Origin of the sequence: Mesorhizobium sp. M0698, assembly GCF_040320455.1 — a bacterium.
GTDB lineage: Bacteria > Pseudomonadota > Alphaproteobacteria > Rhizobiales > Rhizobiaceae > Mesorhizobium.
On sequence record NZ_JAMYPQ010000007.1, the window covers coordinates 42,739 to 65,038 of the forward strand.

Genomic DNA, 22,300 nt, shown 5'->3' on the forward strand with positions numbered 1-22,300 from the left:
CGTCGCAGCATGTTCCGATTATCGCGGAAGTCTTGCTGCACGCCTCTTGCGTCCTTGTTCTCATGATCCTGTTTAAAAGAGGCCTGGATGGTTTCACTCCATGTCAATACCGAGATCTGGGGATAGCCCGCCGGCGTCAAAAGCGCTCAAATCTCTGCGATTTGTTGCTACCTTGACCTTGAGCAGAGATGCGGAGCTCCATTCAACTCGCGACACTTAATTATGCGCTTGTGGTCGCCGAGGAGGGCAGCTTTCTGCGCGCGGCGCGGCGCGCCGGTATCGATCACTCCGCGCTCAGCCGGCGCATACGCGATCTCGAATACGCGATGGGAACGAGGATATTTCATCGCCATGCTCGAGGCGTTGGGCCAACCCCGGCCGGCGAGCGTTTCCTCGATCGTCTGCGCTCCGTGCTGCTCGAACTGGACAATACTCTCACGCTGGCCAGGACCGGCATTAAAGATGAACAACAAAGGCTTTCCATCGGCTCCAACGGACTCATCCTCGCCGGGCGAGCGCTGGATGCGATTATCGAGTTCGGGAAATGTCATCCAAATGTGACCGTCAGCTTGATAGAGGGGCCTCACACCGAGCCCAGGGCTGCTCTGGGCGGCGCGGAGGTCGACGTCACCGTGACCTCCTCCTCGCGCTCCAATGGCGGCCCATTCGAACTAATGTTGTGGAAGGATACTCTGGCCGTCGTTGTCGCTTCAAATCATTCTCTCGCAAGCCGCCCCGTGATCGAGTGGTTGGAGTTGGGCCAAGAGACGCTGCTCGTGCGTAGGGGCGAAGCATTTCTGCTCGCCGACGCTGTTGGAAATGGCGTGCAGCTTCCCGCAATTGTCGAACATCACGTCAGTGCGGGCATCCTTCTGCGCCTTGTCGGAAACGGCCTTGGAGTCGCTCTGGTCCACGATGGAGACACCAACAGCGTCCCTGACGGCGCCGTCTGCCGCAAGCTGCGGATCGGGGGCAAGCCGATCCAAATCTTTAGCTTTGCCCGTTGGCGTCCGGACAATGCCAATCCTGCCCTGACGGTCTTCATCGCATTCTTGCGCGATAGGTATTGGTCCTGACAGCCGTCCGACCGCAATGACCCGAATAGTCATCCCGGCTTCAGGATTCTTCGGCTCTGGCAAAGGCTCTGTCCGTTGTCATGAACCGGGTCAGCATCGGCGCTATCAGCTTTGCCGGATCGGTGACTATCTGTCCGGTCTCGCGGCCGAGCAATTCAGCATAGGCGACAAGATCGCGATGAGCGGCGCCGGGCAGTTCGACCGTGATCTTGACCGGACGGTCATCGGGAATGGCGGAGAGTTTCACCTTGGTCATGATGGATCCTTCGGCGCCGCACCCGGTCAGCACCAAAGCCTTCGGCGATGCGCACCAGATCGCAGAGCGCTGAGCGGATTTGCGGCCAAGGAAACTCGGAGCATTCCTCCCAGGCTTCGCCCTCGCGCAACACGGCATCGAGCTTGCCCGCCACACCGGCGAGAGTCGTAGCAGGGGTCGTTGAGAAGGTTTCCAGAAGATCCTTCGTCCGCTCGCCAGCTTCGCGTTCAGCTCTGAGCGCAGCAATGTAACCGGTCTTCTCGGCAGCCGCATCCCAGCGTGCCTGATGCGCAGCAAACTCAGTTTCGGCCTTCTCTCGGAGAGCGGCGGTATCCGGCCCGTTGCCGAGCACCTGATTGAGCGCCTCAATCGAGTAGACTGTCAGTTCTTCGCCATCGGGAAGGCGGACGTCTACACAAGGAAAGCCGACACATTCGACAAGCCTCGTCTCCAGGCGCTGCTGCCTGCGGCAAAGCCGATTGGTCAACTTGTGGGCTGTCTGCCATTCCCGCCGAAGCGCCAGCGCTGGGTCCGAAGGCACATTGGTCCTTCCGGCGTCGCCTGCGGACGCGTTACCTTCAAGTGTCCACGCGGTAGTAGCCACCACTGTTCCCGCAAGCACGCGCCTGCGGGTGACGAATGGCAGACTCGTGATATTGTCGGAATCAGTCATGATCCGAGCTCCTCAGAAGCTTAGGGTTGTGGTCAGGCCGGGTAAGGTGTTGCACCACCTTATTCGGCCGTTTCACACGGGCTCGTCCTGCCTCGGTCGAGTATTGTCTGGGGCTGAGCGAGTGCAGTGTCCACTCTAGAGTCTTAAACGAAACCGCCGGCATAGTCAAGACTTTTGGCATCAAATGATGCGTTAGGTATAATAATGATAACGAGTGAGCAGTTGCGGGCCGCCCGCGCACTTTTGCAATGGGATCAAAAAGCCCTCGCCGCGAAGTCAAAAGTGTCAGTCGCGACCATTAAGCGGCTTGAGCCAATCGCTGGCATGTTGAAGGCCAACCAGGTAACGATCGAAGCATTGAAGCGTGCGTTGGAGGCAGGTGGCGTCGAATTCATTCCCGAAAATGGCGGCGGGCCTGGCGTTCGGCTGGCACGCCCTCTGGAAAGCGAATGACTTGCACCAAACGGACGGCAAAGGCTTCGTTCATCCATCTCCGGCCTAGTGTCTTCGACAGTGGTTGCTGTTTGTCCATCTACAGATCCACTTACGATTGTAATTGTTGCAGATCGACTGCTCTCACTCGAAATGCGGGAGCATCCTGCGACCTCAAAGCCGAATTGGCGCGCGGGCATGCGAATTGCATAGGGCAGAAATCAGCCGACAGCCCGGCTGGCCAACGGGTGGGTGACTGGCACGTTCCGGCCCCTGCCCGTGCTCGACCGCCAAGGACTGGCCAAGCCAAATGCTGGCCGACGTATCGTAGAACGGCAGGCGCACGCTTCTTACAATCTCATTGAAAACAGGATCGACAAGACTCGTTGCGGCCGATCTTGCCAATGCGGCACAGCTCGCTGCCAACGAGTTCGGCAGCTCTGGCCGACATTGGCAGCATCGCGGGGGCGGTACTCGACCTTTACCCCGCCGCTCGGTGCTCAGCGCGATTGTTCAAGCTGATGAGGTTTTTTGCCCGGCCAGGCAATCGGGCTGCTCGTTGCGATAGCGGGGTCCGATTTCCATGATTAGGACGGTCCCGGCAAGAAGACCAACTCACTGAAGATGTCATCCCAGTCGATATCGCCCCAGCCGAGCGGCATGTGCAGGTCGCCCAAACCTAGTGCTGCATCCTCTTGCGGGAGGTAGGTTCGATGGAGACGGCCGCCCCGAAGGAATCATGGACATGCAGGTGCCCTGCCACCGGCGTCATGGCCCGCAGCTGCTCGCGGAAGTTCAGGTCGCGATGGGTGGATTCAATATAGGCGTGACTGAAATCGATAAGCGCCACCAAGTTCGGATGGCCGACCGCCTTAACCGTCTGCGCCACCTCGGCCGGGGTCTACCGGCACTGACCCGGTTCCATGGCGAAGAGGTTCTCAAAGGCGATGATGATCACCGCCAGCTTGCGGGGCCACCGCGATGCTGGCTCTGCAGTGGCAGGAGCGTTTGGCGGTCGCCTCACCCCAGCTCTTGACCTTGTCCCTGCCCTTGAAGCGGATCACCAGACCCGATACCGCCTCGCAGAGCGCACGCCGCACATCCGAGTCGCCGGCTTTCGAGATCCGTCCCCGGACGTCAATCGTGGAGCCGGATTGCCAGCGCCGCGACAGCGAGCGTGCCGAGGCATGGTTGCACGGCTTCGACGGCCTGCCGATTGGCGGTGAGCCGAAGCCGATAAGCAACCAACTAAAGACCGAGTTCGAAAGCCGTCAGCGGTCGGTCCACCAACCGCTGGCGCGGGCGGCATCGAAGCACACTTTCCTAGGGTGGGGGCCTTTGAGCCCGGCTTTCAGAGCGGCAACGCCACGATTGTACTCTTTCGTTTTGTCATACTTCCCACCCTCAACAAGAAAGTCGCCAAAACGTCTGTCGTTATAGATCGATTGAGAGCAAAACAAATAAGCCGCCATCTGATATCCATAATCGAAGGCAACCGAGTTAGCGCGGGCGGCGGTTGGAACGAACGAGTTTGCGCAAATCACCATTGCCGCGACCGGCATCATGCCTACGCAAGCTAATTTCATTGTTGTTGCCCTCTCCCAAGACGCAACGAACTTGCCGAAGTTTTTGCGTTGGTGCAAGACCGTCATGAAATCGTCCTCGAAGGAGCTCGTGCTCCACATCCTTCTGTGCAAGCAGTCGCAGATCTTAACCGGCCGTGGCGTCAATAGCTGGTGAAACTGGCAAGATGCGCCGGATGAGGCAATCAATTCGAACGCCGGAGAGCCTGCCTCTGCAGAATTTTCGGGTTTAAGTTTCATGGGTGCGGCGTGCTCGCAAAGCCCAAAAGACCGGTGAAGTTCGCAACACGTCAAATTCTCGGCGACACTCTGACGTTACAGCCCGCCTGTATGCACCCACGCAATGACGCAGATCTGTCTGGGTTCGGTCCACTCGGGCCAGAGAGGCGAAGATTTCGGGATCGAGGCGCTTGGGCCACTGCGCGCCAGACAGAGCGATCCGATCCGTGTCATACTGTCAGAGGCAAGACACTAGCAATTTGGGGGCCGTAGCAAATGAAAGAAGAGAACGACGTTCAGAAGTTGGTGCGCACATTGCGTGCTCGAGCACCTGATGACGCGGCTGAATTGCTGGCCCGAGAATCTCCCGAGTTCATCCGCGACACGCTAAAGCTGTTGCCGGACGGGCACGCCCGTAAGGTGGCCGAGCATTTGCCACCGCATATGCGGCCCATCAGGTCTCATGGCGGTGGCAAGGATTTCGCGGTCCCCGACTCGCTCGTCGAGCTGATGGACCCGATTCCCGCCAGCGTTCCTCTCGCGACGACGGTTGCCGCCGCAGTGGAGGCAGTCAGACGCGCCCAGGTGCCGACCGAGCTCACTTATCTCTATGTCACGGACGAGGGTAATAAACTGGTTGGCCTGGTGGTCCTGCGCGATCTGATGCTGAGCGAAGCGGACGCGACGGTGGATCAGATCATGCTGCCCAGGCCGTTCGCCCTTAATGTCGGTCTGTCTTTGAGCGACGCCTGCAAGGCAGCAGTACGCCGTCAGTACCCTGTCTATCCCGTGGTGGACGCGGAGAACCGGCTGCTCGGGCAGGTTCGCGGCTGGCGCTTGTTCGAGCAGCAAATCATCGAGATTTCCGCCCAGTCTGGCCAGATGGTGGGTGTCCAGAAGGAGGAGCGTTCTTTTACGCCGCTGTTTTCAGCCTTCTTGAAGCGTCATCCGTGGCTGCAGCTGAACCTGCTGACGGCCTTCATGGCCGCTTTCGTGGTCAGTTCGTTCACAGGCACGATCGAGAAGATCGTCGCCCTGGCGGCGTTCCTCCCGGTCTTGGCCGGGCAGAGCGGAAACACCGGCTGCCAGGCACTCGCTATGACGCTGCGCGGCCTTGCCCTGGGGGATGTGGACAAACGACCGAAGCTGCACCTGGTGATGCGGGAGGGCGCGCTCGGGATCGCCAACGGCGTGCTCGTCGGCCTTGTTGCGGCTGCGGCGATGTGGTTCTACGCCTCGAGGCAACCGGAATCGGCGGCCCAGGCGCCCATGCTGGCACTTGTGATCCTGCTTGCCATGTCCGGATCGTGCCTCATGTCCGGAATCTCCGGCGTGCTGATCCCGCTGGGCCTGCGCCGGGTCGGCGCCGATCCGGCGGTCGCTTCGGCGATCTTTCTCACCACCGTGACCGATATTGTAGGCATGGGCCTGATGCTGGGGCTGGCCACCATGCTCGTGCTGTAGCAAGACGCGTCCGGTGACGCGTCCCTGGGCGACGGGGGCGATAAGCTGACCTCGTCGCGTTCAACGAAGTAGCAAGAGCCAGGCCGCATCGCGCACGCGTCGTGAGAAGCACCTTCCGGCAGCTCTCCGACCCCTTGCGCAACGCGACGGAAGACCTTTGGATGACCTTGAAGCCTCATTCGGTGACCAGATTCGCGCAGAATCGCGCAAACAATATTAATCTTGTCGGCTGCGCGATCCGCCACTGATGATGATTTGAGTTAGTTGCCACTGGTGCCGAATACTTCAATCATGTACAGCAACGCTGAGAAGATATTTTGACAACCAGCGCAGCCGAAATACGAATAAACCCGATAGTTTGTTGCGCCGCTGCAACAGCTGCTGAGACTCGCATGGTCTGGTGACAGTTCAGTCGCCTTTTTCTTAGAGTCGTGCTAAATCCTTCGCACTAGTCGGGTTTGGGGTGGGTTCTCGGCATGCAATCTTCGTTTCGAACGATCTTCGGCTTCGCCGCGGCGCTGCTTTGTACCGGCGTATTGCCGGCCGGCGCACAAGGTCTTTTTACGGCATATGACGATGCGTTTTCGGCCCGCATAGCCAGTCCGGCCGACAACGGAACGCTCGCCCAGTTCGTCACAGTTGCCGTCAACGCGGGGCAATACGATCAGGCGATCTCCTCAATCGAGCAGTATCTGATCAAATATCCCCGCGATGCGCGCGCCCGGCTGGCGGCCAGCCGGTTGTATTATCATGTCGGCTCCTATGAATTGGCCCGGCGGCAGGTGCAGTACGGCATCGAAGTCGGAGGCCTGACCGCAAGTGAGCAGCAGGAAGCCGTTCGCCTGCTCGCCCGCATCGAGCGCGCGTTGCGTGGCGTCACCTGGGAACTCGCCCTGACCGGCGGCGTGTTCAGCGCATTTACCGACTTTGAGCCCGGCGGGGCGCAGGACGACGACAGCTTCGCCTCGCCCTATGGGCGGGCGGAAGGCTTTGTCCGGTGGGACCTCGGCACGCCAAGCGCCGACGCTCTCGTCCTTTCAGGGTCGTTGACGGCGACACAGCGCTTTTTCACGGAAGACCTGTCGGTTCCGGGTAGCAAGGAGACCTTCATCCACGGCAACGCCGCAATCACCTGGGACAAGGGGCTGCCGAACAGTGGGATCGATTCGCTGCGCCTGTTGCTTTCGGCGTTCACAGTTACGGATCGTTTCGACAGCGATATCCACGAGACCGGCATCGGCGTCAGTGGGCGCTTTCTTGTGCGCCCGACGGTCGAAACGACGCTTTTCGCAGGCGGCGGCTACATCGATCTAAGCGCCTCGCAAGGCATTTTCGCCGATAGCAGGGTTTTCTATGAGGCTGGCGGCAGCTACCGCTTCCGCAATGGCCAGGCGCTCGGACTGCGGCTGGTCGGCTCGAATGACTTCGCTTCCGGATCTGGCGAAATCGGCCACAGCTACACGGGCGAGGTCCGCTATGGCGGCCTGTTGATGAACGTACCGGATCTTTTCGCATGGTCGCACCAGATCGCCTTCTCGGCTGGCCACAGCGACACTCCCGATCTGTCTGTCGGCATCGGCACAAATATCAAGAGCGACTTCTGGCGCATTGCGTCCGAAAGCGATTTTCAGCTGACGGAGGCGCAGAAGATCAGCGTCGATCTCGCCTATCGCGAAACCAATTTCGACATCGCAAACCGCGACCGAAAATCGTTCGAAATGCTCATGAGCTATACGTTGACGCTCAATTGAAAGAGGCCGCGATGAGGACCCCGTACCGTCAGATCGCCATTTTTATCGCCTGCCTTGCCTTCGCGGCACCATCCGCCGCTGAGACGGTCGGGTCGATGACGGCCTATCAGACCAACATCGTGCGCAACAACGGCGGGACAATGAACGTTGGTGCCGGCGTCGAACTCGGCGACCAGCTGCGCAGCAATCCCACCGGTCTTGGAATGCTGGTGTTCCGGGACGAATCGAGCGCCAAGATTGGTCCGAACACCAGCCTGACGATCGATGAATTCGTCTACAATCCGGGCTCCGGATCGGGAAAGATCGACATCGGGATGAACAGCGGCCTGGCCCGTTTTTATGGCGGCCAGGTTTCGAAAGGGGGCGTCATGCAGGTTGCGACGCCGCACATGGTGCTGGGGGCGAGAGGCGGCATCATCGAAGTGCTGGTGGCAGCCGGCCAGACCGTCGGCATACTGCGCGCCGGCCGCATGACCTGCACGATCAATGGCAAACGGCTGGTCATCACAAACCCGGGCTACGCCTGCACATCGGAAGATGGCAAGCTGCTGACCGGCTACGGCGGAATCGACACCTTCCCGATATTGGACAGCATCGACCGGATAGCCGGCACCGGCCTGCCAGGCGCACCGGGTCCTGGATTGGACGTAAGCGCGATTTGTGCGTCGGCACTCGGCGGCTCGCTCAAAGTCTGTGAGTCCACGGACGGCGCATTGCCAGGAGTGGTCATGGAGTTCCCCGACAGCCTAACGCCACCTGTGGGCGGGGGCGTGGATAAGGGCGAGTGTGAGGGTGAGGGTTGCTGCTACTACTGCAATTAGGCCTGGCCGCACGACATGAGCCTCTTGGTCGGTTGGCGCTGGGCTGATTGGCGGCAAGCTGGCAGGCGCAAAATATCCGGCCTTGTGGTCGTGCTCCTGCTGCTCGCTTGCCATTTGGCTTTTGACGGGCCGTTGTCGCGCCTGCGTGAGCGGACGTACGACTTCTACCAGTTTCTCGCCCCACGCCAGGCGACGAGCAATCCTGTCGTGATCGTCTCGATAGACGACGCCAGCCTCAAGGCACATGGGCGATGGCCCTGGAACCGTGGCCTCTTGGCCGATCTGGTCGATGGCATCACCGAATCCGGCGCGGCGGTGATCGGGCTTGCGCTGGTACTGCCAGAGGCCGACACCTCGCCTGAGGGCATCGCCGGAGACAAGCGCCTGGCAGCGGCGCTGGCCAAAAATCGAACGGCGCTTGCCGTCAGCCTAGGCAATGAGGCGACGGTTTCAGAAGCAGAACCCAAAGCCGGCTGGTCGATCGTCGGGCAGGTACCCGACACACTTCCCGGCTTCACCGGCCTGACCGGCTCGCTTGCCGAATTCTCGAACGCCGCCGCGGGCCTCGGCGTGATTCGCACCTTGCCCGATCCCGACGGCGTACTGCGCCATGTGCCGCTGCTGTGGCTTCGCAACACCGCTCAAGGCGTGCAGCTGTGGCCGTCCTTCGCACTCGAGCTCCTGCGCCTTTACGCCGGACAGGACGGCTACATAGCCCGGATGAATGCAGCCGGGTTCGACGCACTCAGGATGGCCGGCGCCATTGTGCGGCTCGAGCCGGAGGGGAGCATCCGCCTCTGGGAAACCGCCACGGATACGCCGCGTATATCTGCCAGCACTATCCTTTCGGGCCATGGCGATCCGCGGCTGCGGGAGGCCATCGCTATTGTCGATCTGTCGGCCGTGGGACTGACGCAGTACCTGCCCACCCCGACGCGTCCAGCGCGACCAGGGGCGGACATCCACGCCGATGCGATCGGCCAGATGCTTGCCGGGCGCTACCTTGCAGAGCCAACGCACGCACGTACGCTTGAGCGGCTCTGGTTTGTCCTCGGCGCCATCGTTTTCATCGGGCTTTCCGGAGTGCTCGCCGGGCGTGTCGTGCTTGGTGCCCTGGCTCTCGCGCTGCTGGCCGTCACGCCTTTCGTGTTCGGCGCTCTCGAATACAGCCTGCAGGGTGCACTCTATGACCCGCTGCAGCCGGCGCTTGCGACGATCCTGGTAGCCGGCTTCGAAGGCTATGTCCTCTACCGGCGCAGCGAGCAGCGCCGGTCCACCCTGGCACGACAGTTCTCCCAATATCTGTCGCCCTCCGTGGTGCAGCGTCTCGCAAGCTCGGACACCGAGGCAATCCTGTCCGGCGAGAAGCGCGAGATTACGATCCTGCTCAGCGACATACGCGGCTTCACGACAATGAGCGAACAACTCGATACCCAGGAAATCGCCAAGGTGGTCAACCACTTCCTCGGCATTGCGACCGATGAGATCCTCAAGCGCGACGGCACTATCGACAAGTTCATGGGCGATGCGGTGCTCGCCTTCTGGAACGCGCCGCTTGATCAGCCGGACCATCGCGAGCGCGCGCTCGACGCGGGGCTTGCCCTGATCGAACGGGTGAAGCGTGAAGACGCCGCCTTCAGCGCGGACGGCCACCCCTCCATCGCAATCGGCGTCGCCATCGAGACGGGCATTTGCTCGGTAGGCAATTTCGGCTCCGAACGGCGCTTCGATTACACCGCGATCGGCTCCCCGGTGAACCGCACGGCACGGCTCGAGTCGACGACCAAGAAGCTGGGCATCCCCCTGGTGCTTGGCCCCGGCTTTGCCGAAGGAGCATCGATGCCGGTCGTCCAGGCGGGCGCCTTTGAACTCCAGGGTTTCAAGGGCGAGGTGCCGGTTTTCACCGTTCCGGAGATGCAAGCTGCTCACCAAAGTATGAGCCGCGAACTAGAGAGCCAACGTGGTGAGCAATCTGGCGCCCCTGCCGTGGTGGTTGGTTCGCTGCCATCCGTGCAAATGGCACCGCCTGATCTTGCACCCCGAACCCGAAGCACACGCTGACCGGATCCAGCGGATCGCAGAGGTGCCGACCTGCTTTGTGAACTAATACTGCTGGGGAGGCCTAGGTGTCATCAAACGGCCCTTTAATTGCGGGTGGCTGTCAATCCGGATCAGCGACAGCCGATGAGACGCGGATAGACGGCGAAGGGATCGGTCGAGGTAACCCCGGCAATGATTGTCGAGGCCGCCGAATTTTCGAGCGAGAAGATAGGCCGTGTTATCCAGTTCACCACGAATGGCGGCACGGCTTCGTTAAGTTCGCCGGCGCCATCATGTGGAGGCAGCGCGTGGTTCAGATTGTTTATCCTCGCCGCCGGATCATGCGCTCGGGATGTTCCCAAGAGCATCCAGCCGTAGCATTCCCCGAGCTGCCCTAACGAGAGAGTTCGCTGGGCCGGGATTATGGCCGTTATGAACCTGACGCAATCGATGCAGCTGGCGCTGGCCTCGTCGGGCGCGTGGGCGGTCTATCGACATCAATCGGTCGCCGCGGATGTTGGGATGCGCATGCGTCGGCGCACGTAGCGTCGATACGCCTTGGGCATGTCGGCGTTGACAGTGACATGGCCGGAGCGACGTGTTTCAGACGCCGAGCAATTCCAAGGACTGAGCACCAGAACCGAACCTCCCGACGGATTTTCGCGAGCTGCATTCCTCCCTCCCCTCCTTATCAAAACCGCCGCTCGCGAATTCGCTGGCGAGTATATCTCCGGTATGATATACATATATCACTCATGAGGATATACAAAATGCCGCTCTTCATTCGCGATCCCGACGTCGACGCCATGGCCGTCGAGCTGCAGCACATTACCAACGCGCGCAGCAAGACCGAGGCCGTCAGAACCGCCTTGCGCCACGAGATCGAGCGCAACCGCGGCAGCGTCCCGCTGCGCGAGAGACTTGCCAAAGTCAAGGAAATGGCGCGGCGGATCGGGCCGGCCAACCCTGATTTCGATATGAAGAAATTCACCGACCAAATGTGGAGCGACGACTGATGTTCGTCGATGCCTCGGTGATCGTTGCCATCCTGAACGAGGAACCTGGCGCGGAAGAACTGGAAAAGCGGCTCGCGGCCGCGACCAAGCCGCTGTATATCTCCCCGCTCGTCCGGTTCGAGGCAGTCCAGGGTCTCGCGCGAGCGTCGGCCGAAGCCATCAAAAAGAACGCCAAGCCCACGGCCGACATGCTGGCGCAAGCCCGTGATACCGTCGACGCCTTTTTGATCGAGATCGCCGGCAAAGAAATCATGATATCCGGCGACATCGGCGACCGGGCGATCGAAGCCAGCATGAAATACGGCAAAGCAGTCGGGCACAAAGCCGATCTCAATTTCGGCGATTGTTTTGCCTACGCTTGCGCGAAGGCTCACCGGCTTGCCCTGCTTTACAAGGGCAATGACTTTTCACAAACTGATCTGGCGTAAGGCTTTCCTGGCCTTGCATCGCGGCGCGAGAGCCGATGGGCCCTTTTGCATGCTTTGGGCGAATCGTCGTCTTTCATGGTTAAACGCAATATTACGAGGAACGTTCGCTGCAGCACTGGTTTTCTTCGGCACGATCACCGTCCAGGCACAGCGGGCAGACGGCATCTTCTGGGTGCTGCGATCGGGTGCGCCATGGCGCGATCTGCCAGGGGCGATACGGCCCACGCACCACCTGCTACAATCGCTTCGTTCGATGGCGGAAAGCAGGTGTGTGGGACCGCCTCATGCATGGCATCACCAAAGCCCATGATGCAACGATGCAGATGATCGATACCTCCATTGTTCGCGTCCATCAGCATGGCGCGACAGCAAAAAGGGGGATCGAGATTATTGTCTCGGTCGTTCCCGAGGCGGGCTGACGACCAAAATCCATGCTCTTGTCGACGCCGAAGGCATGCCGATCAAGCTGACGCTCACGGCAGGTCAAATGAGTGACATCGCCTACGCAGCGGACTTGATCAAGGATTTGCCCGAGGGTGCCATGCTGCTCGCCGACAAGGGCTATGATGCCAACGCCTTGCGCAATGCCGTCACCGAGCAAAAGGCATGGGCCAACATCCCGCCCAAGGCCAACCGCAAGGACCCGATGTGCTTCAGCCCCTTCCTCTACAGGGCCCGCAACCTCGTCGAACGCTTCTTCAACAAGGCCAAGCAGTTGCGTCGCATCGCAACTCGATATGACAAGCTGGCAGAAAACTACCTTGCTGCCCTGAGACTCGTCTCAACTCGCATCTGGCTACGCGGTAATGAGTCTACGTCCTGGCGTTTTGCGTGCCCTCCCCGGTTGTCATTCGCCGCGCATGGTCGCCTGGAAGGTCGGCAGGTGCTTCTTCTGTGCCTCGAGCATTTTCTCGCGATAGACGCCATAGATGACGTCGGTGTCGTGCAGTGTGACGCCGGCAATTGTCGGCGAGGCAAAAACCGGCAGTTCGATGCCGCGTTTCGAAAGCGCCTCGGCGGTGCGGGCGATCAGCTCATGCGCCAGGATCATGGCAAGCACGGTCGACGAACCGGAGACCGGTCGGCTCCAGCCCTCGACCGGCACGATGGCATCCTCGATCGGCGAGCAGGTGTCGATGACAAGGTCGGCGGCATCGGCAAGCCGTTTGCCGGAAGAGTGCGTCGCCGGCTTGTCGAGATTGTTCTTGCTAGTTATCGCAACGACGAAGATGCCGCGTTTTTTTGCATAAAGCGCGGTGTCGATGCCGGACGAATTGCGGCCGCTGTGGCCAAAGATGATGATCGAATCGCCTTTGTTCAGCGGCTGGTGGTCGAGGAATTTCTCGGCGTATTTCTCGGTCCGCTCCAGCCACAGAAGTTCGCGCACGCCGCCGGCGCCGAGCACGTTATGCCACATGACACGCGGGTCGGTCAGCGGATTGAAGCCGACATAGCTGCCGTAGCGCGGAAACACTTCCTGGACCGGCAACACCGAGTGACCCGAGCCGTAAAGATGAACCAACCCGCCGCTCTCGAGCGTGTCGGCAAAGCGGCTGGCCGCCTCGCCAAAGGCTTCGGCATTGGCTTTCGAGGCCTGTTCGATGAGGGCGGCAAGGCGAGGTATGTAAAGATCGGACACGTCGGTACTCCTGTTATGGGTCGGCTTGGGTATGGCTCAGCTTCTTGCGGTTGGCGCGGCGCGACCGGCACGCAGCGTCGAGCGGATTTCGTAGCGGTCGCCACGCATGACCGAGACGGTGAATTCGAATGCGCCACGCTCGTCGGTGGTGATGCGCTCGACCACGAAAGCGGGGCTCCCCGCAGGCAGATCGAGCAACTCGGCATCCGCCGCCCCGACCGCGCCAACACGGTAGTTTTCGCGTGCCGCGACCGGCACGATGCCGTAATGGCGTTCCAGCGCTTCGTAGAGCGAGCCCTGCAACAGGCCGGCATCGAGAAAGCCGGGCACGCGCGCGGCCGAGAGCTGCGCAGTCTGAATACCGATCGGTTCGTTGTTGCCGAGCCTGAGCCGCCGGATGCGCACCACCGGGTCGCCCTCCTCGATCTCCAGCGCTCCGGCCGCAGCGGCATTGGCGGTGGTCAGGCTGCAGTCGAGCAAGCGCGAGCCGGCGACCACGCCCATATTGCCCATTTCCTGCGTGAAGCTGGTGAGTTCGCGGGTGCCAGCGACCAGCGTGGTGGAGCGCACGAAGGTGCCACGGCCATGTTCGCGCCTGAGCAGCCCGTGCTCCTCCAGATTGCGCAGCGCGTGGCGCAGCGTGATGCGGCTCACCCCGAAAAGGGCGCACAGTCTGTCTTCGGCCGGAATCTGGTCGCCAGTCGCCCACTCGCCACTCTTGACGATGGCGCGGATGGCCTCTTCCACCTGATACCAGAGCGGCTCGGGCCTTCGGCGGTCGGGCAGCTGGAAGCTGACTTGGCTCATCTTATCTGCCTCCACTGTGCTCCGGCGAGACCGGCCAGCGAGGCGCCGACGAGACCGGCGCGGGAGCCGAATTCGCCGGACCGCAGCACGACATCGCGCAGATGCGGCGGCAGCTGACGCCGCAATGCCGCAAGCAGCGGCGGTCCGACCACGTCCAGCGCATCGGCAAGCCCGCCGGAAATCAGGATCGCCTGCGGATCGAGCAGCGCGACCGCACCCGCAAGGGCAGTGCCCAGCCGGCGCGCCGGCAGTTCCAAGGCGTCAAGTGCGGCCGTGTTGCCAGCCCGCGCGGCCTCGACAAGCCTGCCGCCATTGGCCAGCCCGACCTGGCGCGCCGCGGCGTCGAACGCCCGCCCGGAAGCGAAGCGCTCCAGCCAGCCGCTGCGGTCCTCGCCTTCATCCTCGATGTCGGCGCAGGCCCAGCCGAATGAGCAGGCGCCGCCCCGTGCGCCGGCGACGATGCGGTTGTTGGCCAGAACGGCGGAGCCGATGCCGGTGCCGATCGCCAGCAGGATGGCATCAGACAGGCCTTTTGCGGCACCTTCGACCGCCTCGGCCAGCATGGCGATCTGCGCATCGTTGCCAATGGCAACAGACAGACGAGGAAACAAGGTCGCGACGTCGACACCATCGAAATAGGGCAGGTTCGGAACCCAGCGGCAGATCGAGCCCTCGACAAGCCCCGGCACCGCCAGGCCAAGTGCCTCGACCGGACCGGCCTCGGCGCGCAAGGCACCGATTCGGGCGACGAAGGCATCAAGGCTTGCCGGCGCAGGCTCGCGGCTCAGCATCTCCAGCCAGCGAACATCGCCGGTATGGATTGCGACGCGCAAATTGGTGCCGCCAAGATCGATGGCCAGAACGCGTGTCATCGAGAGCGGCTCCGATTGGCAGCCGGCGCGAACAGCCCGCTGCCGGCATGCCAGGATTGCGACGCTGTCACAAAACCCTGCGCGTAGCGCGTGCCGCGCAGGCAGCCGCGCAGCCGATAAAGTGCGCTGTAATAATCGACATAGGGGAAACTGCTCAGGCCACGTGCAAGTTCGTATTCCTGCACCGCCTCGCTCCAGGCGTCGAAGCCGTCGCTGACGTCGACGAGATGCTCGGCACGAAAGCCCTCGTCGTCCTCCCAGTTCTCGCCGAACAGCAGCAGTTGCGGCGTGTATGCGCCATGGTCGCGCTTCAGCGTAGGCAATGCCGCAAAAAAAATACCGGTCTGTGTCAGTCGGGCCGCGGCGCGATGGTCCTTGTGCCAGCTGCCATGCCAGTGGGTGATGACGATTTGCGGCTTCAACTCGCGCACAACATCGCAAACCTTGAGCGCCGTCTCGTCGTCGCAAGGCAAGAAGGCGTCGTGCAGCCCGAGACTGCGCATGCCGACCCCGAGCCGCGCGGCTGCCTTTGCGGCCTCCTCCTCCTTCTGGACGCAATAGTGCTCGGGGGCGAGGCTTGGATGGCCCTGCTCGCCCATGCTGAGATGCAGGAAGGTGACTTCGGCACCGCCTTGCACCACCGTCGCCGCCAGTGGACCGGCAATCACCTCGGCATCGAAGGCGTGCGCTCCGACGACCAGGATCGAGCGTGCGGCATAGACCTTGTCCTCGATCATTTCGCGCCTCCCCCTGAGCCAACGCCCTCGCGAATCTGGCGGGCAAGCAGACAGTACATGATCAGGATGGGCGCCATGGAGATGGCAAGCGAGGCGTACACCAGGCCCCAATCCGTGCGGAACTGGCCGACAAACACGCTGATCGCCAGCGGAACAGTCTTGTAGCGGTCGTCGAAAATGAAGATCAGCGGGAAGAAGAAGTCGTTCCAGACGGCGATAGCGGTGAAGATGGCAACGATCGATACGGCTGGCTTCACCATTGGCAGCACGATCTGGAACAGGATGCGCGCCTCGCCGGCCCCATCCATGCGCGCAGCCTCGTCGAGCTCGGACGGCAGCACCCGCATGAAGTTTGCGAAGATGAAGACGGCGAAGGGAATGCGGATGGCCGAATAGACGAGGATCAGGCCGGTCAGCGAATCGAGCAGGCCAAGGTTGCGCATCAGCGTGAACAGCTCCACCGAGGCAAGCCGGATCGGCAGCATGATGCCGGCCAGGAACAGGCCGAGCATGATGCCGTTCCATCCCAGCCGGTAGCGGCTCAGCGGATAGGCGGCCATTGCCGACACGACAATGGTCAGGATCACCGCGCCGCCGGTGACGATCAGGCTGTTGACGAAATTCTGGCCGAGATCGGCGCGCGTCCAGGCCGCCACGAAATTGTCGAAGGCAAAGCTTTGCGGCAGGCCGAGCCTGTTGTCGTAGATCTCCGCCGTGGTCTTGAAACAGGAGACGACGAGAATGTAGAGCGGCAGCAGCACCGCCGCGGTCCACAAGACGAGCGCCGTCCAGCCGGGCAGCCGAGCAAGCTGTTGAGGAACGGCGAGCATGTTCACAGTTGCACCGTGCGGCGGTCGAAGAAGCGCAACATCAAAAGCGTGCCGATGCTCAGGATCAGGAACAGCAGCGTGCCGAGCGCCAGCGCCAGGCCTATATCGGTGATACCGACCGCGCCTTCGGCGCCGAAAGCGAGCCGGTAGAAATAGGTTACCAGCGTGTCGGTCGAATAGCTTGGATTGCCCTGCACGCCTTGCATGACATAGACGATGTCGAACTGGTTGAAGGTGTTGATGAATGACAGCGTCGTCAACGTGCCGACGGCCGGCATCAGCAAAGGCAGGGCAACCGAGACCAGCATGCGGCCGCTGCCGGCGCCATCCAGCCTGGCAGCCTCGAATATCTGGGACGAAATCTGCCTGAGACCGGCGGTGTAGATCAGCACCGGCAGGCCCATCCAGTTCCAGGCGTCGACGGCGATCAGCATCACGAGTGCCGTGTGGCTGTTGCCGAGAACCGTCAGGCTGCCTTGATGCAGGCCAAGGCCGTTGAGCATCCATTCGATGGTGCCGCCGGGCGCCAGCAGCAGCCGCCACAGGGCGCCGACGATGACCGGGCTCAGCACTGCCGGGAAGAAGAAGACCGACTGGAAGAAGGCCGCTCCTTTGGCGCGCAGGAACAGCAGCCAGGCCAACAGCAGACCAAGGCCGTTCTGGAACAGCATGATGCCGAAGAACCAGGCGACGTTGTGCCAGAGCGCTCCGTAGAGCCGCCCACCGCTCGGGAAAACGAACAGGCGGGTAAAATTCGACAGGCCGGCGAACTCCAGCATGCGCAGGCCCCTCCAGACGAAGAAGCTGCCCCACAGCGACATCAGCAGCGGATAAAGGACAAACAGCGCATAAACCACCAATGCCGGCAGGATGAACAGCACGGCCATGCGCTGCTGGGTGCGCTGGAGGCTGCTTTTGCGGCGACGGGCGATCATGTGCTGTTTCGCGCAGAGTGTGAGCGCCTACTGCTTCGGCTTGAACCAGCTGCTGACGGCGGCCTGCATGTCGGCCGCCAGCTTCTGCGGCGTGATGTTGCCTTCGACCATGTCGATGATCTCGGACTGCAGGATCGAGGAGGCCGTAGGCGTCTGCCAGCGGAAGCCGACAAGCGTCAGATAGGGGGTGGAATTCTTCGACATCTCCATCATCGTAGCGAGTACCGGGTCTTTCACGGTGACGTCGGTACGGGCCGGCGGCCAGCCCAACTCGTCGGCGAAGAGCTGCGCGAACTCGGCCGAAGCCATGAAGTTGAGCACCTTGATCGCTGCCTCCTTGTTGGTACTTTCAGAGACCAGACCATAGGAGCCGTCTGAAAAGGCTGAGGTGTAGAGCTTGGTGGCAGGATCGTCGGCGGGGAACGGGAAGATCGAGAATTTCAGCTTCGGGTTCTGCGCCTTGAAGCTGCCGTTCTCGAACGAGCCGCCGAAGAACATGGCCGCCTTGCCGCCGATGAATTGCTGTGTCGAGGTGGTGTAATCGACCCCGGCAAAGCCGTCGGAGAAATACGGTTTCAACTCGGCATAGCGTTTCAGGGCAGCCACGTAGCGCGGATCCTCGAAGGTCGCCTTGCCGCTCATCATTTCGTCGTAGAAGCCCGGGCCATAGATGGTCGGGCCGACGACGCCGACGCCGATCTCCAGCGCCCAGGCGGAGCCGTTGGCGCCGCCGGCGGCTATTGGCATTATCCCCGCCCCTTTCAGCTTCTCGCAGGCGGCGACGAAATCTTTGTAGGTCTTGGGGATTTCGATGCCCTGGGCGGCGAAGATGTCTTGATTGTAGAAGACACCCATCATCGGCACCGAATAGGGCACGCCATAGATCTTGCCGTCGGCGCGGCCACGAGCGCCGCCCAGCGCGCGATCGGGCATGCTCTTCAGCTCCGGCACGCTGTCGTCGAGCGCGTCGAGATAGCCACCCTCGATGAACGGCTGCAGTTCGCCGTAAGCCTTGAGCTGGGCGATATCAGGCCCGCGGCCGCCACGCAGCGCCGTGCTCAGCCGGTTCTGGTAGTCGGCGTCGGGGGTGAACTGGATGTTGACCTTAATGCCGGGAGTCTTGGCCTCGAAGGCGTCGAAGATGCGGCGCATCGCAGCCTCGTCCTCGGTGCGCCAACTCCACAGGGTCACGGTGTCGTCAGCCTTTGCCGGCAATGCGGTGAAGACCCCGGTGCAGACTGCGGCAAAGCCGCCGATCAGGCCGAGTGCGGCGCGTCGATGAATTGAAAACATACTCAGTCTCCCATTCTTGTCGATTGTCATTCCCACGGCGGTTCAAAAGCCGAGAGGCAGTCATAAGCTTTTCCCATGTCATTATAACGACATGACTTCGACCGCAAGTGCCTTGCACTATGTTCGGGCATGGCCGGCAGGGGAGAATCAGCTCGAACTGTATCAGCTAACAATTTGTTTTCACAAAGTAATATCGCATGCTTTTGTGGACCGCAGTAAGAAAACGCCGCAACACCGGCAGGAGCTCTCCACGAAGATAGCGCTTGCATCGTTGCTTCACGTTGTCATAACGTCATGGACATCGCTGTGTGGCTACGCGGAGGGTCGGATGTCTTTGGCTTGGATCTCGAAACTGGCACTGGCTGCAGGGTTGCTGGCCTCGCCCACCATTGGTTGGGCCCAATCGGTCAACATCTCCTATCTGACCCACTGGTCGCCCGAAACGGTCGCTTTGCTGGACGCCGCGGCCAAGGACTACACCAAGAGCAATCCGGATGTGACCGTCACCGTGCGCGCCGTCCCCTTCGGCGATCTCCTGACGACACTGCGTTCCCAGGGCGGCAGCTCGGAAGGGCCGACGATCGGCGGCATCTATGATTTGTGGCTGCCCGAACTGGCGCGAGACAAGCTGGTCGCGCCGGCCCCCGATGCGGTTGCCGGCGAGGTCAAGAGTGCGTGGCCGGCCGGTGTCGTCAGTGCGGCCTCTGTTGGCGCCACGCTTTACGGCATTCCAAACGAGATCGACGTCTATGCGCTGAACTACAACAAGGGGCTGTTCAAACGGGCAGGCATCACAGCCGCGCCGAAGACCTGGTCCGAATTGAAGGATGCGGCCCAGAAGCTGACCAGGAAAGATGCCGGCCAGCAAGGCTTCGGCATGATCAATTCCTGGGCGGCGGGCGTCGTCCATCCCTTCGCCTCGCTGCTGGTCTCCAATGGCGGCGAGCTGGTCAAGGACGGCAAACCGATGCTCGACAGTCCTCAAGCCGGTGAGACTTTCCAGCTTTACGAGGACCTGATCAAGTCCGGCGCCAGCGATCCGGCGATGGCCACGGCCGACGCCAACACAACCGGCCCCTTCCTAGACAATTTCGTCTCCGGCAAGACCGGCATGATCATCATGGCCAACTGGTGGGAAAGCGCATTGAAGAGCGGCATGGGCGACAAGTTCTCCAATATCGCCACCGCACCCATCCCGGTCGGTCCGAGCGGCGACAAGCCGCACTCGATCTCCTATTCATGGATGACCGTCGTCAACGCCAATGCCGGTCAGGCCGAACAAAAAGCGGCATGGGATTTCCTGGTATGGCTGAACAGTCCGAAGTCCGGCAAGAACGGCGCATCGGCAATGTCGGATATTCTGATGTCGATGGGCATCCTGCCGACGCGGACCTCCGACATCGAAGCCCATAAGGACAAGCTCGGTTCCGAGTTCCTGTCCGGCTATGTCAGCGTGCTTGCCGACGCCAAGCCCTTCCCTGTCGTCCCGGGCGGCCAGGAGTTCAGCGAATCGCTGCAGCAGACGCTCGAGGCGTTGCAGTATGGGCAGCTCTCGGCCAAGGATGCGCAGGCGAACGCGCAGGCCGATGCCGTCTCGATCCTGCAGCGTGCCGCCAAATAGCGAAGGCGCTGTTTCGAGAGCCCGACGCTTTGGAAGCAGAGCGATGATCAGGACCTATCGTGCCTCGGCGGGCATCATGCTGGCGCCCGCCGTGACACTGATCGGCGTTTTCATCCTGCTGCCGATGCTGCTCACCATCTGGCTGTCATTCCAGGACTGGTCGACGCAGACGCCTTTTTCCAATGCGAGCTTCATCGGCTTCGACAATTTTCGCGAAATATTCGGGCCGACCTCGGTCGGGCGGGATTTCAAGCGAGCGCTGCTCAACACCACCATCTACACGGCATTGTCGGTGATGCTCATCCTGCCCCTTTCGGTAGTGTTCGGCTTGATGGTCCACCAGCGCGATGTCGCAGGCGGCACGGCGCTGCGGACCGTGTTGTTTTCCACCTACATGGTGCCGATGATCGCCGTGACGCTGGTCTGGTCGAAGCTCTATTCGCCGAGCGAGGGGCCGCTCAACCAGGTGCTCGGTCTCGCCGGCATCGGCCCGCAACTCTGGTTGTCCTCGCCAAGATCGGCGTTGATCTCGATCGTCGTCCTCAATGTCTGGCAGCAGATCGGCTATTTTACGGTGCTGGCCGTTGCCGGGCTGACCCAGATCCCGGGCAGTCTTTACGAGGCGGCGACGCTTGACGGCGCCAACCGGCGCGAACAGTTCCGCTTCATCACCTTGCCGCTATTGAGCCGCACGCTCTTGTTCAGCGCCGTCATTGCCATCATCAACGCCGTGCAGGTGTTCGAGCCGGTGGCGCTGATCACCCAAGGCGGGCCGGTCGGCTCGACCAACGTGCTGACCTACCATATCCGCCGAGTCGGCATCGAGCGGGCACAAGGCGGCCTGGGCTCGGCCATGGCAGTGATGCTGATGCTGGCGCTGATCGTCATTGTGTGTGCGCTGTTTGCATTCGCCAACCGGAAGGATGACGAATGAGCGCGCCGGGCCGCTCAGCATCGAGCCGGTTGGCGCGCAAACGCCTGGCGGGCCGCGGAGCGCTGCTCGCCACGCTGATGCTGCTGGTTGCCGTGGCCTCCGCCTTCCCGCTGTTGTGGATGGTGCTCTCCAGCCTGAAAACGCCGGCCGAAACCATGCAGGTGCCGCCGGTGTGGATACCGCGCACGCCGACCCTCGAAGCCTACGAGAAAGTGTCCGGCGTCATCAATGTCGGCCGCTCGATGTGGAATTCGCTCGTGATCGCCACGATCACCACCGCCGGCATTCTGGTCACCAGCATGATGGCTGGCTACGCCTTCGCCAAGCATCACTTTCCCGGCCGCTCACTGCTGTTTTCGGTGCTGATCGCCACCATGTTCCTGCCGCCGATCGTCACGCTGATCCCGCTTTACCGTCTCGTCGGATCAATCGGCCTGAACGCCAGCCTTGCCGGTATCATCGTGCCCAATCTCGCCAATGCGTTCGGCATCTTCCTGATGCGCCAGTTCATAGCCGGCGTGCCCGACGATCTGATCGACGCAGCACGGATGGATGGGGCGTCGGAACTCCTGATCCTTTTCAAGATCGTCGCGCCGAGCGTGGCGCCGGCAATCGCGGCACTGGCGCTGTTTGCCTTCGTCTATCACTGGAACAGCTATCTCTGGCCGCTGACCGTTCTACAGGGCAATGCACACGAATATCCGATCGTCATCAGCCTTAGTCGCCTGCTCAGCTACAATCGAGGCGCTCTCAACACGGGACTGGTGATGGCTGGGGCGACGCTTGCCGTGCTCCCGCCACTGGTGCTCTTCGTCTTGCTGCAGCGGTTCTTCGTGGATTCGATCGTCGGCTCGGCGGTCAAGGGATAGCGTC

The 22,300-nt window shown here is 61.5% G+C and carries 22 protein-coding genes and 3 pseudogenes; 12 read left to right on the plus strand and 13 right to left on the minus strand.

Going from position 1 to position 22,300, the window contains the following annotated elements; genetic code table 11:
* The first annotated feature begins 188 nt into the window (after nucleotides 1–188).
* Nucleotides 189–1,076, plus strand: a complete 888-nt coding sequence (locus tag NKI16_RS16450; protein WP_352923327.1) for a LysR family transcriptional regulator — start codon at nucleotides 189–191, stop codon at nucleotides 1,074–1,076.
* Between the two features lie 40 nt (nucleotides 1,077–1,116).
* Here the strand turns inward: NKI16_RS16450 and NKI16_RS16455 are convergent, their stop codons facing one another.
* Complete coding sequence (locus tag NKI16_RS16455) at nucleotides 1,117–1,332, minus strand: DUF2274 domain-containing protein (protein ID WP_352923330.1); 216 nt, start codon at nucleotides 1,330–1,332, stop codon at nucleotides 1,117–1,119.
* The gene (locus tag NKI16_RS16460) at nucleotides 1,298–2,005 is read right to left on the minus strand and encodes a hypothetical protein (RefSeq protein ID WP_352923333.1); all 708 of its coding nucleotides are present in this window, start codon (nucleotides 2,003–2,005) and stop codon (nucleotides 1,298–1,300) included. The genes NKI16_RS16455 and NKI16_RS16460 overlap by 35 nt, the downstream gene beginning before the upstream one ends.
* A 204-nt stretch (nucleotides 2,006–2,209) precedes the next feature.
* Here NKI16_RS16460 and NKI16_RS16465 point away from each other — a divergent pair, with 204 nt between their 5' ends.
* Nucleotides 2,210–2,458, plus strand: coding sequence for a helix-turn-helix domain-containing protein (locus NKI16_RS16465; RefSeq protein WP_352923336.1), 249 nt, complete (start codon nucleotides 2,210–2,212; stop codon nucleotides 2,456–2,458).
* A gap of 460 nt (nucleotides 2,459–2,918) precedes the next feature.
* Here the strand turns inward: NKI16_RS16465 and NKI16_RS16470 are convergent.
* The 3 genes and pseudogenes from NKI16_RS16470 to NKI16_RS16480 form a co-directional block, all read right to left on the minus strand.
* Nucleotides 2,919–3,386, minus strand: a pseudogene (locus NKI16_RS16470) (TIM barrel protein); the annotation flags it as partial.
* A pseudogene (locus tag NKI16_RS16475) lies at nucleotides 3,381–3,606 on the minus strand (transposase); the annotation flags it as partial. The pseudogenes NKI16_RS16475 and NKI16_RS16470, both read right to left, overlap by 6 nt.
* A gap of 102 nt (nucleotides 3,607–3,708) precedes the next feature.
* Nucleotides 3,709–4,089, minus strand: a complete 381-nt coding sequence (locus NKI16_RS16480; protein WP_352923339.1) for a hypothetical protein — start codon at nucleotides 4,087–4,089, stop codon at nucleotides 3,709–3,711.
* Between the two features lie 426 nt (nucleotides 4,090–4,515).
* Here NKI16_RS16480 and NKI16_RS16485 point away from each other — a divergent pair, with 426 nt between their 5' ends.
* The 4 genes from NKI16_RS16485 (at nucleotide 4,516) to NKI16_RS16500 (ending at nucleotide 10,336) form a co-directional block, all read left to right on the plus strand.
* Nucleotides 4,516–5,703, plus strand: coding sequence for a magnesium transporter (locus NKI16_RS16485; RefSeq protein WP_352923341.1), 1,188 nt, complete (start codon nucleotides 4,516–4,518; stop codon nucleotides 5,701–5,703).
* 476 nt (nucleotides 5,704–6,179) lie between these two features.
* Entirely contained in the window at nucleotides 6,180–7,454 is a 1,275-nt protein-coding gene (locus tag NKI16_RS16490) for a tetratricopeptide repeat protein (protein ID WP_352923343.1), read from the plus strand.
* Nucleotides 7,451–8,275, plus strand: coding sequence for a FecR family protein (locus NKI16_RS16495; protein ID WP_023678725.1), 825 nt, complete (start codon nucleotides 7,451–7,453; stop codon nucleotides 8,273–8,275). Before NKI16_RS16490 ends, NKI16_RS16495 begins: the two co-directional genes overlap by 4 nt.
* 15 nt (nucleotides 8,276–8,290) lie before the next feature.
* On the plus strand, nucleotides 8,291–10,336 hold the full coding sequence (locus NKI16_RS16500; protein ID WP_352923346.1) for a CHASE2 domain-containing protein: 2,046 nt from the start codon (nucleotides 8,291–8,293) through the stop codon (nucleotides 10,334–10,336).
* Nucleotides 10,337–10,446: 110 nt separating this feature from the next.
* Here the strand turns inward: NKI16_RS16500 and NKI16_RS16505 are convergent, their stop codons facing one another.
* Complete coding sequence (locus tag NKI16_RS16505) at nucleotides 10,447–10,677, minus strand: hypothetical protein (RefSeq protein ID WP_352906977.1); 231 nt, start codon at nucleotides 10,675–10,677, stop codon at nucleotides 10,447–10,449.
* Between the two features lie 408 nt (nucleotides 10,678–11,085).
* Here NKI16_RS16505 and NKI16_RS16510 point away from each other — a divergent pair, with 408 nt between their 5' ends.
* The 3 genes and pseudogenes from NKI16_RS16510 to NKI16_RS16520 all read left to right on the plus strand — a co-directional run.
* Nucleotides 11,086–11,331, plus strand: coding sequence for a type II toxin-antitoxin system VapB family antitoxin (locus NKI16_RS16510; protein WP_023678723.1), 246 nt, complete (start codon nucleotides 11,086–11,088; stop codon nucleotides 11,329–11,331).
* A complete protein-coding gene (locus NKI16_RS16515; RefSeq protein WP_352451707.1) occupies nucleotides 11,331–11,759 on the plus strand; it encodes a type II toxin-antitoxin system VapC family toxin in 429 nt (142 codons plus the stop codon). Before NKI16_RS16510 ends, NKI16_RS16515 begins: the two co-directional genes overlap by 1 nt.
* 157 nt (nucleotides 11,760–11,916) lie before the next feature.
* Nucleotides 11,917–12,555 (plus strand): annotated as a pseudogene (locus NKI16_RS16520) (IS5 family transposase); the annotation flags it as partial.
* A 51-nt stretch (nucleotides 12,556–12,606) separates the two neighbouring features.
* On the opposite strand, the gene NKI16_RS16525 reads toward NKI16_RS16520, so the two are convergent.
* Genes NKI16_RS16525 through NKI16_RS16555 form a run of 7 tightly spaced genes read right to left on the minus strand, consistent with a single transcriptional unit; the run spans nucleotide 12,607 to nucleotide 18,872 of the window.
* Entirely contained in the window at nucleotides 12,607–13,398 is a 792-nt protein-coding gene (locus NKI16_RS16525; RefSeq protein ID WP_023722251.1) for a sugar isomerase domain-containing protein, read from the minus strand.
* Between the two features lie 36 nt (nucleotides 13,399–13,434).
* Nucleotides 13,435–14,205 (minus strand): GntR family transcriptional regulator, encoded by a 771-nt coding sequence (locus NKI16_RS16530; protein ID WP_352644270.1) that lies wholly within the window; start codon nucleotides 14,203–14,205, stop codon nucleotides 13,435–13,437.
* Nucleotides 14,202–15,077 carry an ROK family protein gene (locus NKI16_RS16535; protein ID WP_352923350.1) on the minus strand — a complete coding sequence of 292 codons (876 nt, stop codon included), beginning with the start codon at nucleotides 15,075–15,077 and terminating at the stop codon, nucleotides 14,202–14,204. The genes NKI16_RS16530 and NKI16_RS16535 overlap by 4 nt, the downstream gene beginning before the upstream one ends.
* A complete protein-coding gene (locus NKI16_RS16540; protein WP_352906979.1) occupies nucleotides 15,074–15,814 on the minus strand; it encodes a PIG-L deacetylase family protein in 741 nt (246 codons plus the stop codon). The genes NKI16_RS16535 and NKI16_RS16540 overlap by 4 nt, the downstream gene beginning before the upstream one ends.
* Nucleotides 15,811–16,644, minus strand: a complete 834-nt coding sequence (locus tag NKI16_RS16545; protein ID WP_352644276.1) for a carbohydrate ABC transporter permease — start codon at nucleotides 16,642–16,644, stop codon at nucleotides 15,811–15,813. Before NKI16_RS16545 ends, NKI16_RS16540 begins: the two co-directional genes overlap by 4 nt.
* 2 nt (nucleotides 16,645–16,646) lie before the next feature.
* Nucleotides 16,647–17,579, minus strand: a complete 933-nt coding sequence (locus tag NKI16_RS16550; RefSeq protein WP_352877136.1) for a carbohydrate ABC transporter permease — start codon at nucleotides 17,577–17,579, stop codon at nucleotides 16,647–16,649.
* Between the two features lie 27 nt (nucleotides 17,580–17,606).
* On the minus strand, nucleotides 17,607–18,872 hold the full coding sequence (locus NKI16_RS16555; RefSeq protein WP_352756160.1) for an extracellular solute-binding protein: 1,266 nt from the start codon (nucleotides 18,870–18,872) through the stop codon (nucleotides 17,607–17,609).
* Nucleotides 18,873–19,200: 328 nt separating this feature from the next.
* Here NKI16_RS16555 and NKI16_RS16560 point away from each other — a divergent pair, with 328 nt between their 5' ends.
* Genes NKI16_RS16560 through NKI16_RS16570 form a run of 3 tightly spaced genes read left to right on the plus strand, consistent with a single transcriptional unit; the run spans nucleotide 19,201 to nucleotide 22,296 of the window.
* Complete coding sequence (locus NKI16_RS16560; RefSeq protein WP_352923353.1) at nucleotides 19,201–20,493, plus strand: ABC transporter substrate-binding protein; 1,293 nt, start codon at nucleotides 19,201–19,203, stop codon at nucleotides 20,491–20,493.
* A 43-nt stretch (nucleotides 20,494–20,536) separates the two neighbouring features.
* Nucleotides 20,537–21,427, plus strand: a complete 891-nt coding sequence (locus tag NKI16_RS16565) for a carbohydrate ABC transporter permease (protein WP_352923356.1) — start codon at nucleotides 20,537–20,539, stop codon at nucleotides 21,425–21,427.
* On the plus strand, nucleotides 21,424–22,296 hold the full coding sequence (locus NKI16_RS16570; protein WP_023678712.1) for a carbohydrate ABC transporter permease: 873 nt from the start codon (nucleotides 21,424–21,426) through the stop codon (nucleotides 22,294–22,296). Before NKI16_RS16565 ends, NKI16_RS16570 begins: the two co-directional genes overlap by 4 nt.
* The last annotated feature ends 4 nt before the right edge of the window (nucleotides 22,297–22,300 follow it).

What these genes read in the sequence shown, in the direction of transcription:
- NKI16_RS16450 (WP_352923327.1), top strand. Translation starts at nt 189, where the DNA reads ATGCGGAGCTCCATTCAACTCGCGACACTTAATTATGCGCTTGTGGTC.
- NKI16_RS16455 (WP_352923330.1), bottom strand. Translation starts at nt 1,332, where the DNA reads ATGACCAAGGTGAAACTCTCCGCCATTCCCGATGACCGTCCGGTCAAG.
- NKI16_RS16460 (WP_352923333.1), bottom strand. Translation starts at nt 2,005, where the DNA reads ATGACTGATTCCGACAATATCACGAGTCTGCCATTCGTCACCCGCAGG.
- NKI16_RS16465 (WP_352923336.1), top strand. Translation starts at nt 2,210, where the DNA reads ATGATAACGAGTGAGCAGTTGCGGGCCGCCCGCGCACTTTTGCAATGG.
- NKI16_RS16480 (WP_352923339.1), bottom strand. Translation starts at nt 4,089, where the DNA reads ATGACGGTCTTGCACCAACGCAAAAACTTCGGCAAGTTCGTTGCGTCT.
- NKI16_RS16485 (WP_352923341.1), top strand. Translation starts at nt 4,516, where the DNA reads ATGAAAGAAGAGAACGACGTTCAGAAGTTGGTGCGCACATTGCGTGCT.
- NKI16_RS16490 (WP_352923343.1), top strand. Translation starts at nt 6,180, where the DNA reads ATGCAATCTTCGTTTCGAACGATCTTCGGCTTCGCCGCGGCGCTGCTT.
- NKI16_RS16500 (WP_352923346.1), top strand. Translation starts at nt 8,291, where the DNA reads ATGAGCCTCTTGGTCGGTTGGCGCTGGGCTGATTGGCGGCAAGCTGGC.
- NKI16_RS16510 (WP_023678723.1), top strand. Translation starts at nt 11,086, where the DNA reads ATGCCGCTCTTCATTCGCGATCCCGACGTCGACGCCATGGCCGTCGAG.
- NKI16_RS16515 (WP_352451707.1), top strand. Translation starts at nt 11,331, where the DNA reads ATGTTCGTCGATGCCTCGGTGATCGTTGCCATCCTGAACGAGGAACCT.
- NKI16_RS16530 (WP_352644270.1), bottom strand. Translation starts at nt 14,205, where the DNA reads ATGAGCCAAGTCAGCTTCCAGCTGCCCGACCGCCGAAGGCCCGAGCCG.
- NKI16_RS16535 (WP_352923350.1), bottom strand. Translation starts at nt 15,077, where the DNA reads ATGACACGCGTTCTGGCCATCGATCTTGGCGGCACCAATTTGCGCGTC.
- NKI16_RS16540 (WP_352906979.1), bottom strand. Translation starts at nt 15,814, where the DNA reads ATGATCGAGGACAAGGTCTATGCCGCACGCTCGATCCTGGTCGTCGGA.
- NKI16_RS16545 (WP_352644276.1), bottom strand. Translation starts at nt 16,644, where the DNA reads ATGCTCGCCGTTCCTCAACAGCTTGCTCGGCTGCCCGGCTGGACGGCG.
- NKI16_RS16550 (WP_352877136.1), bottom strand. Translation starts at nt 17,579, where the DNA reads ATGATCGCCCGTCGCCGCAAAAGCAGCCTCCAGCGCACCCAGCAGCGC.
- NKI16_RS16555 (WP_352756160.1), bottom strand. Translation starts at nt 18,872, where the DNA reads ATGTTTTCAATTCATCGACGCGCCGCACTCGGCCTGATCGGCGGCTTT.
- NKI16_RS16560 (WP_352923353.1), top strand. Translation starts at nt 19,201, where the DNA reads ATGTCTTTGGCTTGGATCTCGAAACTGGCACTGGCTGCAGGGTTGCTG.
- NKI16_RS16565 (WP_352923356.1), top strand. Translation starts at nt 20,537, where the DNA reads ATGATCAGGACCTATCGTGCCTCGGCGGGCATCATGCTGGCGCCCGCC.
- NKI16_RS16570 (WP_023678712.1), top strand. Translation starts at nt 21,424, where the DNA reads ATGAGCGCGCCGGGCCGCTCAGCATCGAGCCGGTTGGCGCGCAAACGC.